15 protein-coding genes are annotated in these 16,089 nt (G+C 38.7%); 8 read left to right on the top strand and 7 right to left on the bottom strand.

Going from position 1 to position 16,089, the window contains the following annotated elements; translation table 11 throughout:
• The first annotated feature begins 6 nt into the window (after window positions 1-6).
• Both FDO66_RS02530 and FDO66_RS02525 read left to right on the top strand, forming a co-directional pair.
• The gene (locus tag FDO66_RS02530) at window positions 7-1,614 is read left to right on the top strand and encodes an ABC transporter substrate-binding protein (RefSeq protein WP_141430836.1); all 1,608 of its coding nucleotides are present in this window, start codon (window positions 7-9) and stop codon (window positions 1,612-1,614) included.
• A 140-nt stretch (window positions 1,615-1,754) separates the two neighbouring features.
• Window positions 1,755-2,513, top strand: coding sequence for a gamma-glutamyl-gamma-aminobutyrate hydrolase family protein (locus FDO66_RS02525; protein ID WP_141430835.1), 759 nt, complete (start codon window positions 1,755-1,757; stop codon window positions 2,511-2,513).
• A 153-nt stretch (window positions 2,514-2,666) separates the two neighbouring features.
• On the opposite strand, the gene FDO66_RS02520 is transcribed toward FDO66_RS02525, so the two are convergent.
• The gene (locus FDO66_RS02520; RefSeq protein ID WP_309475252.1) at window positions 2,667-3,218 is read right to left on the bottom strand and encodes a GbsR/MarR family transcriptional regulator; all 552 of its coding nucleotides are present in this window, start codon (window positions 3,216-3,218) and stop codon (window positions 2,667-2,669) included.
• Between the two features lie 252 nt (window positions 3,219-3,470).
• On the opposite strand from FDO66_RS02520, the gene FDO66_RS02515 reads away from it, so the two are divergent.
• The 6 genes from FDO66_RS02515 (at window position 3,471) to FDO66_RS02490 (ending at window position 9,953) form a co-directional block, all read left to right on the top strand.
• Window positions 3,471-4,715 carry a quaternary amine ABC transporter ATP-binding protein gene (locus FDO66_RS02515; protein ID WP_141430834.1) on the top strand — a complete coding sequence of 415 codons (1,245 nt, stop codon included), beginning with the start codon at window positions 3,471-3,473 and terminating at the stop codon, window positions 4,713-4,715.
• A complete protein-coding gene (locus tag FDO66_RS02510) occupies window positions 4,716-5,564 on the top strand; it encodes an ABC transporter permease (protein WP_141430833.1) in 849 nt (282 codons plus the stop codon).
• Window positions 5,564-6,448, top strand: coding sequence for a glycine betaine ABC transporter substrate-binding protein (locus FDO66_RS02505; RefSeq protein WP_141430832.1), 885 nt, complete (start codon window positions 5,564-5,566; stop codon window positions 6,446-6,448). The genes FDO66_RS02510 and FDO66_RS02505 overlap by 1 nt, the downstream gene beginning before the upstream one ends.
• Before the next feature lie 297 nt (window positions 6,449-6,745).
• Window positions 6,746-7,318 carry a biotin transporter BioY gene (locus FDO66_RS02500; RefSeq protein ID WP_141430831.1) on the top strand — a complete coding sequence of 191 codons (573 nt, stop codon included), beginning with the start codon at window positions 6,746-6,748 and terminating at the stop codon, window positions 7,316-7,318.
• A gap of 87 nt (window positions 7,319-7,405) precedes the next feature.
• Entirely contained in the window at window positions 7,406-8,863 is a 1,458-nt protein-coding gene (locus FDO66_RS02495; RefSeq protein ID WP_141430830.1) for an AMP-binding protein, read from the top strand.
• Window positions 8,856-9,953, top strand: a complete 1,098-nt coding sequence (locus FDO66_RS02490) for an acetyl-CoA C-acyltransferase (protein ID WP_141430829.1) — start codon at window positions 8,856-8,858, stop codon at window positions 9,951-9,953. Before FDO66_RS02495 ends, FDO66_RS02490 begins: the two co-directional genes overlap by 8 nt.
• A gap of 383 nt (window positions 9,954-10,336) precedes the next feature.
• On the opposite strand, the gene FDO66_RS02485 is transcribed toward FDO66_RS02490, so the two are convergent.
• From FDO66_RS02485 to FDO66_RS02460, 6 genes are all read right to left on the bottom strand, one after another.
• Entirely contained in the window at window positions 10,337-10,894 is a 558-nt protein-coding gene (locus tag FDO66_RS02485; RefSeq protein ID WP_141430828.1) for an MATE family efflux transporter, read from the bottom strand.
• On the bottom strand, window positions 10,891-11,319 hold the full coding sequence (locus FDO66_RS02480) for an MATE family efflux transporter (protein ID WP_141430827.1): 429 nt from the start codon (window positions 11,317-11,319) through the stop codon (window positions 10,891-10,893). Before FDO66_RS02480 ends, FDO66_RS02485 begins: the two co-directional genes overlap by 4 nt.
• 11 nt (window positions 11,320-11,330) lie before the next feature.
• Window positions 11,331-12,359: an ornithine cyclodeaminase family protein gene (locus tag FDO66_RS02475; RefSeq protein WP_220095145.1), complete on the bottom strand. Its 1,029-nt coding sequence runs from the start codon at window positions 12,357-12,359 to the stop codon at window positions 11,331-11,333.
• Window positions 12,360-12,385: 26 nt separating this feature from the next.
• Complete coding sequence (locus FDO66_RS02470; RefSeq protein ID WP_141430826.1) at window positions 12,386-13,375, bottom strand: threonine ammonia-lyase; 990 nt, start codon at window positions 13,373-13,375, stop codon at window positions 12,386-12,388.
• A 121-nt stretch (window positions 13,376-13,496) separates the two neighbouring features.
• Window positions 13,497-14,402, bottom strand: a complete 906-nt coding sequence (locus FDO66_RS02465; protein ID WP_141430825.1) for a LysR family transcriptional regulator — start codon at window positions 14,400-14,402, stop codon at window positions 13,497-13,499.
• Window positions 14,403-14,556: 154 nt separating this feature from the next.
• On the bottom strand, window positions 14,557-16,035 hold the full coding sequence (locus tag FDO66_RS02460; protein ID WP_141430824.1) for a hypothetical protein: 1,479 nt from the start codon (window positions 16,033-16,035) through the stop codon (window positions 14,557-14,559).
• Window positions 16,036-16,089 lie beyond the last annotated feature (54 nt).

Raw genomic sequence — 16,089 nt, 5'->3', positions numbered from 1 at the left:
ATCGTCATGAAATCATTCAAAAAAGTTATTATTTTCACAGTGATCATGTCATTATTTCTATTAGCAGCATGTAACAATGACTCAGAAAAAGATGGATCTGCAAATGGAAATAAAAACAATCAAATGTTCATTGGACTTGTCAACGCACCCGTAAGCTTTAATCCTATCAACTCATCTGATTCTTCAGCTCAGTTTTTAGAAAAATTCATGTTTGATACTTTTTTAGATATGGATGCTCCGTTAAAATTTACACCTAAGCTTGCTGAATCCTTTGATTCGAAAGACAACCAAACATTTACGATCAAAATTCAAAAAAACGCCAACTGGTCTGATGGAACCCCTGTAACAGCAAATGATGTTGCTTTTACCATGAATCTTGTCGCAAATCCAAAAACTACAACAAGCATCGGAACCTTTTTCACGACCATTGAAGGCCTAAACGAAAATGGAAAGCTTCCTGAAGGTGTAACCCAAATTCCTTCTATCAAAATAATTGATAAGAAAACGATTCAATTTAAAACAAAAACTCCTGTTGATCCCAGCATGATTAAGGAGCAGCTTGGAACAAAGTTTATGATCCTTCCTGAGCACATATTAAAAGATGTAGCTCCAGAAAATTTACAAAAGGATCCTTTTATGCAAAATCCAACCGTAACCAACGGACCGTTTAAATTTTCCCAATATAAAAAAGATCAATATGTTGAATACGTAAAAAATGATGACTACTATTTAGGGTCACCAAAGCTTTCAAAGCTTTTCGTGAAAATTATGCCTTCTCCAAATCTAGTTTTACAGCTCCAATCAGGGGAAATTCTAATGAATCCTCCAGGCAGCATCGGGAAAATAGCTGTTCAGGATTATAAAACCGTTGAAGGCTTTGATCATGTAAAAACGAAAACAGAAGCAACAACTAATATTCAGATGATGATGTTTAATACTCAAAAGGTTACAGATCCTAAGATACGCCAAGCCATTGCCTATGCAGTTAATCGTCAATCAATCCTAGATAAGCTATTGCAAGGGAAAGGCGAAATTGTCGATGGTCCGTATACTTCTATAAATCCGTATTTAGATAAAAAGCTTAAAAAATATACATATGATCCAAATAAAGCAAAACAATTACTTAAAGAAGCTAACTGGGATTTCAGTAAAAAACTTCAGCTAATAGTTCCAATCGGAAACAAAGTTCGTGAACAGTCTGCAGATATTATTGCTGAAAATTTAAAAGCAATCGGATTAAATGTAGAAACAACGACATATGACTTCCCAACCATTATGTCCAAGATGCGTGCAGGAGAGTACGATTTATTATTGATGGGGTCAAGCATGCCAATGGACCCGGATAATACTTTATACGCCAAGGATAATTTTATGAAATACCAAAATCCTAAATCAGATGAGCTATTACAAGCTGGAAAAACAGAAGCTAATATAGAAAAAAGACATGAAATTTATAATGAGCTGCAAAAAATTTGGAATGAGGATATGCCTGTTTTAACCCTCTACTCTGACTATGATTTCGTAGCCGTTTCAAAACAAGTGAAGGTTGGCGACTCAAAAGCTATAGGATTTCATAAAGATTTACAAAAATGGACGTTAGCTGGGTTTGAATAAAATTAGAAAAAAGGCTGCAAAGGTTATTCCTCTACAGCCTTTTTCCAAGCAAAAAAACCATATCGACGACGTTAATAAATGTTACTTCCTTCCAAAAAATTCTGTTATGATAAGACTAAAAGAAAAGGATTGATCATTGAATGAAACCTTTAATCGGCATTGGCGGAAGCTTCTCCTATAAAAATGAAAATCCATCACTCGCATTTTCTCACGGAAGAGAATGGCAAATAACACCTGATGATTACATTAAATCTGTAGAACTCGCTGGCGGAAGTCCAGTCATTTTACCTGTTACACAAAATGTTGAAAGCTTGTCTACTATTCTATCTAAATTAGATGGGATCGTTTTTACCGGCGGGTCTGACATTGATCCCCAATATTATGGTGAAGCTCTTCACCACAAATTAGGCTCCATTGACCCAAAAAGAGATAAACATGAGATCGATCTATCCAAGTACGTTCTTGAAAAGATGGACATCCCTGTCCTTGGAATTTGCCGCGGGGTACAGCTGATCAATGTAGCAAGCGGGGGATCGTTATATCAGGATTTAAAAACACAGATAGCAGGAAGCAACAGACATGATCTCGTGAATTCACCAAAGCACCATCCCGTCCAACCAATACATATAAAAAAGGATTCAAAGCTATTTGAAATTCTTTCAAATGATCAAATTCAAGTAAACAGCTACCATCATCAAGCTGTGAAAGACTTAGGAAAAGGTTTCGAAATTACGGCCACCGCTCCAGATGGTGTAGTTGAAGCGATCGAAATGAACGGGTCTCGCTTTGTACTAGGCGTTCAATGGCATCCTGAGATGATGTTTGATCAATCAAATGATGCTCAGTTAATCTTTGAAGCGTTTGTCAATGCCAGCAAAGTAAAGCAGGAGCTCGTTTAGTTTAACACGAATCTCCTCGATTTCATTTTAAGCTGACTCTTGCAGAACAAAAGCGCAAGCATACATGACCTTCAAAGTTATGCGCAGCCAACCAATTTATAATTTCCTATACAACAAGAAATTTTATGACACAAAACAGACACTCCCTATTGTTCATGGAGTGTCTGTTTGTTTTGGAATCAAATTAAAAATCTCTTTTGATTCAATGCAATCAACGAATCGGTTTAACCAATCGTAATATTCTAATGCATATTGCATCTTTTCTTTATCAATGATGGCTGTTTTTTTTATGGTAGGGGAGGTATTTGGATTTTCTATGAGCTCTTCTAATTCAACAAGTGATTTTTTTATGACGCTAATATTTAATTGAGCAGCCTTGCGCCACTTAACTGAGAAAAGGTAAGAAAATGTTTGGTACCAATCATCTAAAGATTCATATAAATCTTTCCGTATACCTTTTTTCCACACTTTCTCTACCATTTTTAACTCCTGAAGCTGCCGGACAGATGTACTCATGCTTGTTTTGCTCATTCCAAGCTCTTCCTTCATTTTATCTAGAGTCATAGGTTCTTCATTGAAGTACAATAGCCCATATAATCTTCCAATTGATGGAGTAATTCCGTATAGATTCATATTTTGAGCCCATGATTCAATACAACGTGCTCGAGCCTCTTGCAGCTTTTCCTCATCATTTAATTCAATCACCTAATCACATCCCGATAGTTTTCTATCATTCATCCTATCATATGTAAATTGATTGCGAAACTCATAAAACGAGAGGAATCAGGAGGATCATGAAGGATTTGTATGGATAATGTATATTTAGTTTGTTCAGTTAAAACTGTACGTACTTTATGAATATATTTGCTAGAATATGAGCTTTGAGTAAATAGTTGGTGCTTCTATATACTTATAAAGCAATGTATTTTTTCAAGATAAATTCCAAGAGGTGATAGGATGGAAGAAACAAGAGATGTGAAAATTAAGGTCGATCACGTTACCAAAATTTTTGGCAACAATGTTAAACAAGCCTTGCAGCAGCTAAAAAAGAAAAAAAATAAAAATGAAATACTCCAATCTACTGGTTGTACAGTGGGAGTTAATCAAGCTAGCTTCGAAGTTTATGCTGGAGAAATTTTCGTCATTATGGGGCTATCTGGAAGCGGGAAATCCACCTTGGTTCGGATGTTAAATCGGTTAATTGATCCAACAAACGGAAGTATCTATATTGACGGGAAAGATGTCGTCAATATGAATAACCATGATCTCCGAGCTGTAAGAAGACAGAAAATCAGTATGGTCTTTCAAAAATTTGCTTTATTTCCTCATTACACAATTCTCGAAAATACAGAATATGGATTAAGCATACAAGGAGTATCAAAGAAAGAACGTAAGGATAAAGCTTTACAAGCATTGGAACTAGTTGGTCTAAAAGGCTATGAAAATCAATACCCTGCCCAACTCAGTGGAGGTATGCAGCAAAGGGTTGGATTAGCACGCGCGCTTTCTAATGACCCAGACATTCTTTTAATGGACGAAGCTTTCAGTGCATTGGATCCACTTATTCGAAAGGATATGCAGGATGAGCTATTAGATTTACAATCTTCAATGGAAAAAACCATCATCTTCATTACCCACGATTTAGATGAAGCTCTTCGCATTGGAGATCGAATCGCTCTTATGAAGGATGGAAACATCGTACAGATTGGAACACCTGAAGAAATATTAATGAATCCATCTAATCAATATGTAGAGCGATTTGTTGAGGATGTAGACTTGTCAAAAGTTCTTACCGCAAACCATGTGATGAAACGAGCTGAAACCGTACAAGCAGAAAAAGGACCTCGTGTTGCTCTTCAATTAATGAAGGATTTAGGAATTTCCTCTATATACGTTGTCGATAAACAAAAAACATTACTAGGTGCTATTTCAGCCCATGATGCTTCTCAAGCAGTTGAAAACAAACGCACCCTTAAGGAAATCATGACAGTAGATTTAGCAACTGTCAGACCCGAGACTTTACTAACCGATTTATTTGATAAAGTGTCAGGTGCAACCATTCCTGTTGCTGTTACGGATGAGAAACATCGATTAAAAGGAATTCTTGTTAAAGGCGCAGTGATTGGTGCGTTAGCAGGTAATGAAAAATATATTAATGATCTTACTGATATACAGCATGAATCATTAAGGGAGGTGAAATAAATGGGAAAAAACATTCCAAAACTTCCTTTTGCTGATTATGTTGATAGGTTAGTTGATTGGTTAACGATTAATCTAGATGGATTTTTTGAAGTCATTAGTAACTTATTAGAAGGTATCGTTGAAGGTATCATATCTTTATTAGGACTATTCCATCCTCTACTTTTCATTATTTTAATTAGTTTGATCGCTTGGAAGACAAGTAAATGGCGCGTAGCTTTATTCTCCGTAATAGGTTTATTACTTATTTGGAATCTTGGATACTGGGAAGACATGATTGACACCGTATCACTCGTTCTTACGGCTGTTATTGTTTCGATCGTCATTGGCGTCCCACTTGGAATCTGGGCATCACAAAAGAAAAGTGTACAGCAAATTGTCACTCCGATATTAGATTTCATGCAAACCATGCCAGCTTTCGTTTACTTAATTCCTGCAATCTTCTTCTTTAATATTGGTGTAGTGCCAGGGGTTGTTGCTTCCGTTATTTTTGCTATGCCACCAACAATAAGGTTGACGATTCTAGGTATAAAGCAAGTCCCTTCAGACCTCATAGAGGCAACGGAAGCATTCGGATCCACAACAAAACAACGTTTATTGAAAGTACAATTACCACTTGCCATGCCAACCATTATGGCCGGAATTAATCAAAGTATTATGCTGGCTTTATCCATGGTTGTTATTGCCTCAATGGTAGGTGCACCAGGACTCGGAACAGAAGTATACCGGGCAGTTACACAGATCAAAACAGGCATTGGTTTTGAAGCAGGTCTATCGATCGTTATTATTGCGATTATATTGGATAGAATAACGCAAAATATAGGAATTGGAAAAAGGGGAGAAAAAGCTTAATGTTTAAAAAAATAATTGGAATGACAGCAGCATCCGTATTCGCACTCGGTTTAACCGCGTGTAGTAGTGGAGAAGATCAATCAAATAAGCCTTTAGGTGAACAAGTAGATCATCAAATTGTCGGAATTGATCCAGGTGCTGGATTAATGAAGATCACAACAGAAAAAGTATTGCCAGAATACAACTTAGATAAATGGGAAGTTGTCGAAGGCTCTGGAGCTGCCATGACGGCCGCTTTAGCAAAAGCTTATAAAAAAAAGGAACCCATTATCATAACGGGCTGGAGTCCACATTGGATGTTTTCTAAATTCGATCTTAAGTATTTAGAAGATCCAAAAGGTGTTTATGGTGGAGAAGAAGATGTTCACACCATAGCTCGTTTAGGATTAAAAGAAAATAAGCCTAGCGCTTACCAAACATTAGATCAATTTAATTGGAAGCCCGCTGATATTGAAGATGTTATGCTGTTAATCGATGATGGGAAGGATCCAGAGGAAGCAGCCGAACAATGGATTAAAGAACACAAAGATGTAGTGAGCAAATGGACCGAAGGCGTCGACTCGGTTAATAAGGAAAAATTGAAATTACTATACGTGGCATGGGATGATGTCATTGCCAGTACGAATGTAATCGGAAAAGTATTAGAAAGCATAGGCTATGATGTTGAGCTCGTTCAAGTGGATGCAGGTCCGATGTGGGCAGGTATTTCAGATGGAAGTGGCGATGCAATCGTAGGTGCATGGCTGCCAACCACACACGCTGACTATTATGCAAAATACAAAGGAAAATTTGAAGATTTAGGTTCTAATCTTCATGGAACAAAGCTTGGTCTAGTTGTACCGTCTTATATGGAAATTGACTCTATAGAAGATTTGAAAAAGTAAAACAAGCTGTAAGATTAAACAGAGCTCTTCGCTGATCGGGCCATCTTATATAATTCTTACTACAAAAAAAGAAGACCTGTAGAAAGCAATACTTTCTACAGGTCTTCTTTTTTTTTTAACTTAAATTCATTGCAACAACGTAAATTTATTATTCTTCGAGCAGTGAATTTAGGCTTATTTTCCCTTAATCTTTTTTAGTTAACTAAAAAAAAGTATGGTTGACATATATATTTACTTTTCATAAAATAAGGTCAGCCAATTAAGAAAAAATAATCTCATTGCATAGGAGAATACATGATGAAAATAAAAAATATGGTTTACGTTTCTTTATTTAGTGCTATTATGGCCGTTCTTGGCTTAGTTCCGCCTATTTTTCTTTCCTTTACACCAGTACCTATCACTTTACAAACGTTAGGTGTTTTACTGTCAGGAAGCCTTCTTGGTCCTAGATTAGGAGCATTGAGCCAAGCACTCTTTTTATTGCTAGTTGCAGTTGGATTGCCGATTCTGTCTGGCGGTCGCGGAGGATTCGAGGTCTTTCTAAGTCCGAGTGCCGGCTATTTGCTTTCCTATCCAATCGCAGCCTTTGTTATTGGGTTGATCGTTTCAAAAGTTGAAGCATTTACCTTTTGGAAAGCTTTCGTGATTCATATCATTGGCGGAATCCTAATCATCTATTCTTTAGGAGTTCCTGTTCAAGCATTGATCATGAAAATTTCCATCCTGCAAACTGTAAAGCTAAGCCTTGTTTACTTACCTGGCGATTTTATAAAAATTGTAATCGCCTCTTTCCTAGCTGTTAAATTAAGCAGAGTTTCACCAGCTCGTACTTTCTTATATAATAAGAAGAGCGAAGGACGACCTGCGTAATACAAACCGTATGAGTGCCAGGCGCCTCCAATAGCCAATGGGGGATGCCGGGCACTATTTGCTTTTTTTAGAAAGAGAGGCAATTTAATGACGATTACTCAAACATATCATATGCATGCTTTCACTTATCCTAATCGAATCGCTATCCAAATGAAGGAACGCTCGGTGACTTATAGAGAATGGAATCAGCTTGTAGAAAAGACGAGCTATTGGCTGCAAAAGCAAACTGCTTCTAATCAAAAAATAGCCATTTTGATGAATAACAGCATCTCCTTCCTTCAGCTTTTTGCAGGCGCTGCAGCAGCTGGGTGGATTGCCATTCCTTTAGATCCAAAATGGAGCTCCTATGAATTACATGAACGATTAATGGTTTGCCAGCCTTCTATAATCGTCACGACAGAACACTTAAAGGCAAAAATAGGTGATACATCAGCAAGTGTAAGGCTTGTCGATAACTGTTTGTCGGATATTCTATCCCAATCGGACAATTACGAGATAGAAATCCAGCCGAATCTTCCCTTTTATATGGGCTTCACTTCAGGCTCAACTGGCAAACCTAAAGCCTTTCTTCGAGCTCAGCAGTCTTGGGTTGAAAGCTTTGACTGCAATGTTATGGACCTTCATATGACCAAGGAGGAGCACGTGCTTATTCCTGGATCCCTGATCTCTTCGCATTTTTTATATGGGACGATTAGTACCTTGCATTTAGGAGGAACCGTATATTTAATGGAGAAGTTTATTCCTTCTCAAGTCATTGATACGCTAAACCATTTTCCAATCTCAGTCATGTATGCAGTTCCGACCATGATAGAAGCTTTATTAAGAGAAAATACGCACATGAGTAAACCTATAAAGGTTATTTCCTCAGGAGCCAAATGGAAAGAGCAATCAAAAGAGCAATTAAATAGGCTTTTTCCGTCCTTTACCTTTTATGAGCTATATGGAGCCAGCGAGCTTAGCTTCATTTCCGTTTTGTCTCATCAAGATAAGCAAGTAAAACCTCTCTCCGTTGGAAAGCCATGCCATAATGTTGAGATTACCATTGTAGGGACTGATCAGAAGCCTGTGAAAAGAGGAGAAACAGGAAAAATTTTCGTCAAAAGTCAGATGACCTTTATGGGCTATCTACAGGAGAATGGTTCGCTGCAAGGAAATGATTTAGAATGGATGACGGTTGATGATATGGGCTATCTTGACGAAGATGGGTTTTTATATATTCTCGGAAGAGCGAATCAAATGATTTTATATGGTGGAATGAATATATTTCCTGAAGAAATCGAAGCCGTTTTATCAGTACATCCTGAAGTGGACGAAGCGGCCGTGATTGGACTTCCTGATCCTTATTGGGGTCAGATTGCTGCAGCCGTTATTAAAGGTACTGCCTCTGAACAGGCATTAAAACGTTATTCTAAGGAAATCCTATCTTCCTATAAGGTTCCGAAAAAATGGATATTTGTAAAGGAGCTGCCCCACACAACTAGCGGTAAGGTGGCACGCAAGGAGCTTCTTCACATCATTCAAGAAATGGATGTCGCCCATGAATAATGCAGTGATTGTAAAAGCGAAAAGAACAGTGATTGGAAAAAAGGACGGGGTTCTGAAACACCTTTCTCCACATAAATTAGCCGCACCTATTCTCAAGCAGCTAAGTATAGGAATAGAGTCGGAGATTAACGATTGTATTCTAGGAAATGTAGTCGGTCCAGGCGGAAATGTTGCTCGGTTGTCCGCTCTAGAAGCTAATCTGCCCTTATCCGTTCCAGGCTTAACTCTTGATCGCCAGTGTAGTGCTGGATTAGAAGCAATTCGACTGGCTGGTTACCTTGTTCAAGGCGGAGCGGGGGACTGCTATATTGCAGGTGGGGTCGAAAGTACAAGCACATCTCTCTTTGAAAAAAGAGCACGATTTTCCCCTGAGCATATCGGTGATCCTGATATGGGGATTGCAGCTGAATTCGTGGCCGAAAAGTACCGCATTTCTAGAGAAATGCAGGACCAATATGCCAGCTTAAGCTATAAACGAGCATGGAAAAGCTTTGAAAATGGACTTTTCGATAAGGAGATCCTCCCTCTTTCGAATCTAAGTTCAGATGAAGTTTTTCATCAAAAGAGAAACATGGATCGGATTATCTCTAGAGCAAAGCCTGCCTTTCAAAAGAATGGAACGGTTACAGCCGCAAACAGCTGCGGCATCAATGACGGCGCCTGTGCGGTCCTCATTATGAGTGAAAAAAAAGCCAATGAACTTTCCCTCAAGCCCATCCTGCGATTTATTGACAGCGAAGTAACAGGCGTGCATCCCTTTTATCCAGGGATTGCTCCTGTTTCGGCCATCAGACAATTGTTAGATCGAAACGGGTTATCGATTGAAGAAATTGATTTATTTGAAATCAATGAAGCCTTCGCCTCAAAAATTATGGCTTGTACGAATGAGCTAAAAATTCCAATCGAAAAGGTAAACGTAAGAGGCGGTGCAATTGCCATCGGCCACCCATACGGCGCATCTGGTGCTATGCTCGTTACGCGGCTGTTTTACGAGGTACAAAGACAGCCTAAGGCTCGTTATGTTGTTGCAGCGATCGGAAGCGGCGGCGGGATTGGGCTTGCCGTTCTATTCGAAGCTGTACCTGATTAATTCCCGAAAAAAGGTTAAAATTCTTCTTCTCAAGACCTAATTCGTAAAAATTGTAAGAAAAGCGCGAGCGCCTTGATCATCGACGTAACAAACTGGAGGGGCTTCAACTGAGATTAAGGAAACACGATGACTCATTTTGATACACATCTCGGTTGTACCCCAAAATAAGCTATCTAAATATTTTAAGAGCATGTTTTGCAAAAAGATAGATCAAAACATGCTTTTTCTATTTGTTCATTTATCAAGGTTATTTGTATTAATTTGATCTAACTTTATTTCAAAGCTACAGAAGATCTTAATTTAAAAGAATCAATATTTCACTACTATTTCTTATTGTAATAACGATCTGTTAGCTCAATAGGAAAATATGATTTGCCTATTCTTCAATTTAATTTTTTAATCCATTTGAAAGAGTGATATCGTATAAGTAATAACACAGCCCTAAAGTAATTGTCTATTGCAATAACAATCCATACTCCAATAAGCCCGAATCCAAAATAAACTCCAAGTAAATAAACTCCTACTGTCCGAATAGCCCAAATTCCTATTGCAGTTATGTGCATAGGGAATTTAGTATCCCCTCCAGCATGTAAGGAAGCTGTCAAAGAGGCAACCGTTGCAGTAGCTGGCTGAGTTAGTACACCAATTGCAAGAACAGCCGTAATTAGTCCAATGACGACAGGATTACTTGTAAAGATTGGACTAATTTGTACGGAAAATAAATAGGTGACAAACAGCATTAAGGTCATTGATAGTGACATTAGCTTTATGGAAGAGAGGGTGTACTTTTTTGCTTTCTCTATTTCACCAGCACCTATACTTTTCCCTACGAGCGTTGTTGTTGCCGCCTGAAAACCTGTCCCAATTACAGATGCAAAAATAGTAAAATTCCCTGCCAATGTATGGGCTGTATACACTTCAGTTCCCATACGAATAATCATCCCAAAATAAATAACTTGTCCAAACGCATAAACAGACGCTCCATAGATGCAGGAATCCCCAATTTTACTAAATCCTTAATAACTTCAATCTTCATTTTCCATTCACTTAGCTTATCAGAAATCAATCCTTGTACGAATAAATGACGCATCAATAATAACACACCAAATAATCGTGCAATAACAGAAGCAAGTGCCGCACCTTGAATTCCGAACCCTTCAAAAAACACACCAAAAATCAAAATATAATCCAAGACAATATGAACAATATTCATCCATATCCCTACACGCATAGGAGTCTTAGTATCACCTGTCCCTCTTAAAATAGCCCCAATGGTATACATCATCGACATTAAGAGAGAAGGAGTAGCAACAATCCTAAAATACAATAATTCTACCGGAAGGTATTTCTGCAACTTAAAACTCATTCAAATATCTTTTATTTAAAAAATTCATACCGAGTTCCAAGGCCCTGTTCCAAGGCGGCTTTGTAGAGCATTGCAACAGTCACATTATCCTGAATAGCCATCCCAACAGTATCAAAAATTGTCACTTCATCCTCACTTTCACGACCGGACTTCTTACCTAAAATAATCTCACCAATTTCGGCATGAATATCCTTCGTTCGGATAATACCAGCCTTTACCGCATTGTGGGTTTCTCCACTTTTCACACACAGGGGAATCGAGTCATTAACAACCTTTGCCCCGGCAAAAACATCAGCATATAATTCCTGTTTATCTGGCATATCGGCACCTATTGCTACAATATGTGTCCCTGGCTGTACCCATTCTTTTTTTACTATAGGGCCACTGCGGCCACGGGTAGTGGTCACCACAATATCAGCACCCCTTACCGCTTCCTCCGCCGTTGCACATTTGTAAATCTGCAGTCCTGTTTCCTCGGACATCTCTTTCACATAAGTATCCAGAAACTGCGGCGACGCGCTACACACCCGCACCTCTGTCAGCTTACGCACTCGCATAATGGCGCGCAATTGTCTGCGAGCCTGGTTACCTGCTCCGATGATACACAGTTTTTCTGCCTCGGCACGTGCTAGGTATTTTACTGAGATGGCTCCGGCAGCACCAGTGCGGCAGCCGGTAATCCATGTACCATCCATAATGCACTTGAGAGCACTGGTTTTATCTTCGAACAGCATTACAGTGTTCATACCTATTGGCAGACCTAATTTTGGATTGTTGTCATATCCACCAGAGGAAGCCTTCAGGGTCATGTATCCACCGTTCATGTCGAGACCTCCCTTGAAGTCAATGCCTTTATGTGTACCAGGCAATTCTATGGCCATGAAATCCGGCTGAACCACCAGACCACTGTTAAAGGACCGGTAGCCAACCTCCACTGCCTCAAGTATCGCATCTAAATCAACGAGGCTGCCTACTTCTTCCTTATTCAGCAATAAAGTCTCCATTTTGAGATTCTCCTTTTTATACAAATTTGCTCTCATTGAAAAAGTCTCCACTTTTGCTGTTCCTATAAAACACCTTCTATATGCTCTTCTTTAAGAATTTTCCCTATCATATCGATATCCCAATTACCAGAAGTCAATACTGTGCACACTTTTTCATCCGGCCGCGTCTTCACCCTTCCAGATAACAGGGCAGCAATGCCCGCACAGGCAGAAGGTTCTGCCACTAGCTTGGCATCATGTGCCACCAATCGCACAGCCTCTTTGATATCTTCTTCCTCTACGATAACGATATCATCCACATACTTCTCAATAATAGGAAACGGATTCTCACCCGGATATCTGCAGGAGAGACCATCTGCCACAGTTGGCAGGCACGGCGCTGCAGACGGATATCCATTCTGCCGGCTGACATAATAAGCACAACTGGCAGCGGCCTGAACACCAACCACCCGTACATTCGGTTTTAATTCTTTTAAAGCTGTGGAAATACCTGAAATCAGTCCACCGCCGCCGATAGGTACAAGCACAGTTTCTACATCAGGCAGATCTTCCATCATTTCTAAGGCAATAGTACCTTGGCCTGCCATAACAGTGTAGTCTTCGTAAGGATGGACAATAACATACCCATGCTCTGCCACCTCTTCGCGAACTTTCTTCCAGCGTTCAACATATTTGCGGTCCCACACAATAACATGGGCTCCCATTGCTTTAGCATTCTCAATCTTGATGGCTGGTGCATCCTCCGGAATGACCACTGTCGTATGGATGCCCAGCATCTTGCCTGCGTAAGCGCATGCCTGAGCATGATTACCAGAAGAACTGGTGATAATCCCCTTCTTTCGTTCATCTGGAGTTAAAGACAAAATCTTGCTCAGTGCACCTCTCAGCTTAAAAGCTCCAGTTACTTGGAGCATCTCGGGCTTGAGATAAATTTGACACCCCAATACCTCATCCATGTTTTTTCCCCGCAGCAGCGGTGTGCGGTGAATGTAGGGAGAGATACGTTCCGCAGCTTCCTGTATATCCTGTAAAGTGACTGTTGTTTTTTCCACGATATTCCTCCCGTTATTTAATTCCTATAAATTTCATCTCATTCTTTATGTCACCCAATTATATCCCCACTATACAGCTATAACAATTATCATATTATATACAAAAAGCCATAACAAAACGTTATGGCTTTACTATCAATTTCAAAGATTCAATGAGTTTTTTCGCTGTGGTTGTTAATACATGATCTTTTTCTATAACATATCCCAATGTCAAATAGGCATCTTCCCCTTCAACCCGCAAATTTTTGATATCATATTGTTGATAACCAGGGTAACTAATATCGATACCCAATTGCACCAATTCTGTCTTTAAGAGCAAATTTATTGAAAGGTGTTCGCTATTGGTATATACAGCAGGGTGGAGTTTTTCCGCGTTCACCGCCCCTACACTGATCTGTTCTAAATGATGCTCCATAGAAAAAAAGTCACTTAACCCTCTTACAAAGAACAGTCTCGATAACTCCTCAACAGAAATGGATTCTCTGAAATATAAAGGGCTGTTTGGTCCTACATAAATACATGCCTCTCTTTTTCCAAGCTCGATAAACTCCAGTTTTTTATGTGAAATAATATGTCGAAATGCATTAAGCTGCTTTTTGGAAACATAAACGATGCCAAGCTCTACAATCCCTTGTGCCACATGAGTCGTTATCTCCTCCACTGTACCTTGATGATGCTCTATAATTAAATCTGGATTGTTCTGGTACAAATCCACCAAAAGCCATGAGATCATATTACTCGGATATGTAGATATGTTAAAAGTATTGCGCCTTTCCACCAGCTCCATATTAGTAATTAGACTTGCGTTTTTCAGAATATTTTCTGCATATTCATATATGGACTTTCCATATGGCGTAAGCCTTAATCCTCTGCTTGTTCTTTCAAACAAGGGGCTTCCCAGCTCCTTTTCAAGAGCTCCGATAACCTTGCTAACATTTGGCTGTGTTGTATAGAGCCTGGCTGCTGCCTTGCTCAGGCTTCCGCAATTGCTGGCTGCTAAAAAAAATTCCAATTGTTTTAATTCCATGTAGCTACTCCTTAACTTCTATTAATTCTTTTTCAGAAAGAGAGAGCGTATGATTGAATCGCCTCTTTCGTCTAAACAATCTGGCCCGTTTGCTGAACAATGAGATAATTATTTCTAGCTACTTTTAATTGTTTTGTAAATTCTATGAAATTACTTACTCAATCTTTTTTCCCACATATTTGTACACAACAATATGATGATAAACAGGATCAAAAAGAGAATTTGAACGAAACTCTGCCACTTTTTTTATTTTCCCGGAAAGCTTAACACCTTGGGATTTAAATCCTTCCAAAGTTTTGTTGGTAATTAAAATATTATGATTTTTATAATACGATTGATCATGTTCAAAAACATCGTATGTTTTGATCTCTTTATGAGGGACAGCTACATGAAGATAATCTAATACCCTTGATTCCTCCCAAGTATAGAGAACAGACGGTTCTTTCAAAGAGTTAACATATTGACTAAGCTGATATGTTGCTGGAATTTGATGTGCCTGCTCTTTTACTAGAAGAGCAGATTGAATTGTTTGAGAGACAAGTAAGAATAAACAAAAGATGCTAAACAAGCTACTTTTCTTAGACACTACATGGATCAGAACTAGAAAAAAAATGAAAATGACGACCGGTACAACATGTCTTGGCTTGTCTATATTTTGCGCAAATAAGACCCAAAGAAAATAACTAGCCCCCATCAAAAGAGTTAATTTCTGAATAAAATCATTTTTAAGCTCATTCATTTTCACACGAGATAATCCTATTCCGAATAAAATTATACATAATATAGCTAATAATATAGATTGAGAAGCTGCCCCATTCCAAAAAAACGTATCAACAATCAAGATGTATACTCTTTCTAGAAATGGAACTTCGCTTACGATCGCAGTATTGCCCCAATCATTAAAGTGACCGCTTGTGAACGCTAAGGAAAGCTTGATAAATCCAATTAAGCTTCCCTCCGAAATGATCAGAGCTGTTACCCAAATCACCTGAAATCCAATGGCCAATGCTGAATAAGCCGCTATTTTTTTAAAGTCATACTGTTTATCGCGCCATTTTCGATAAAATAAATACCCTAACCCAATAGCGAATGACACATAAGATAAACGAATGCCTAACAAAACACTAAATAGGAATAATGGTAATACATTTGAAAAGCGTGTATTTTCCTTCATTGCTTTTTGTATGCTCCAAAAATACCACCATAATGCACCAATTGCCGCTCCTTCAGACATCGGCTGATTGACTGTTAGGATAATATAGGATGAAGAGTATAGTATTGCAGCCAACAAAAAGCTCAAAGACTTTGAAACATACTCTCTTGCTAACTTATACATCGGAAAAAGAGCACTAAAATAGACTAAAATATTAAACGTGGTCAAGGAAGCAGCTTTATCTTCAACAAATAGATGTACAAAAAAACCGCCTAAAATAAAATAGGGATATCCGGGAAAATGCGGCTGCATCGCCATCATATCATATCGGTCTAAAGCTAGTGCATAATCGACCTGATCCCACGAGGCGGCAAATTGATTAAGATACCTAAGTTGAGTCCATAAAAGAAAACCAATCGATAAAAAGCTGCATAAAACAATTAAGCTATTCACCCATTTGATTGAATATTTTTTTCCCATTTTGTCACCGCTTCTTTTGTTATAGAGAAAAAAGAGCGCTCCATACAAGCTTTG

This window comes from Bacillus sp. 03113 (genome assembly GCF_006546985.1).
Classification (GTDB): Bacteria; Bacillota; Bacilli; order Bacillales; family Cytobacillaceae; genus VATK01.
Note: the sequence above shows the minus strand (reverse complement) of the source record. Positions and strands in the feature narration are given on the sequence as shown.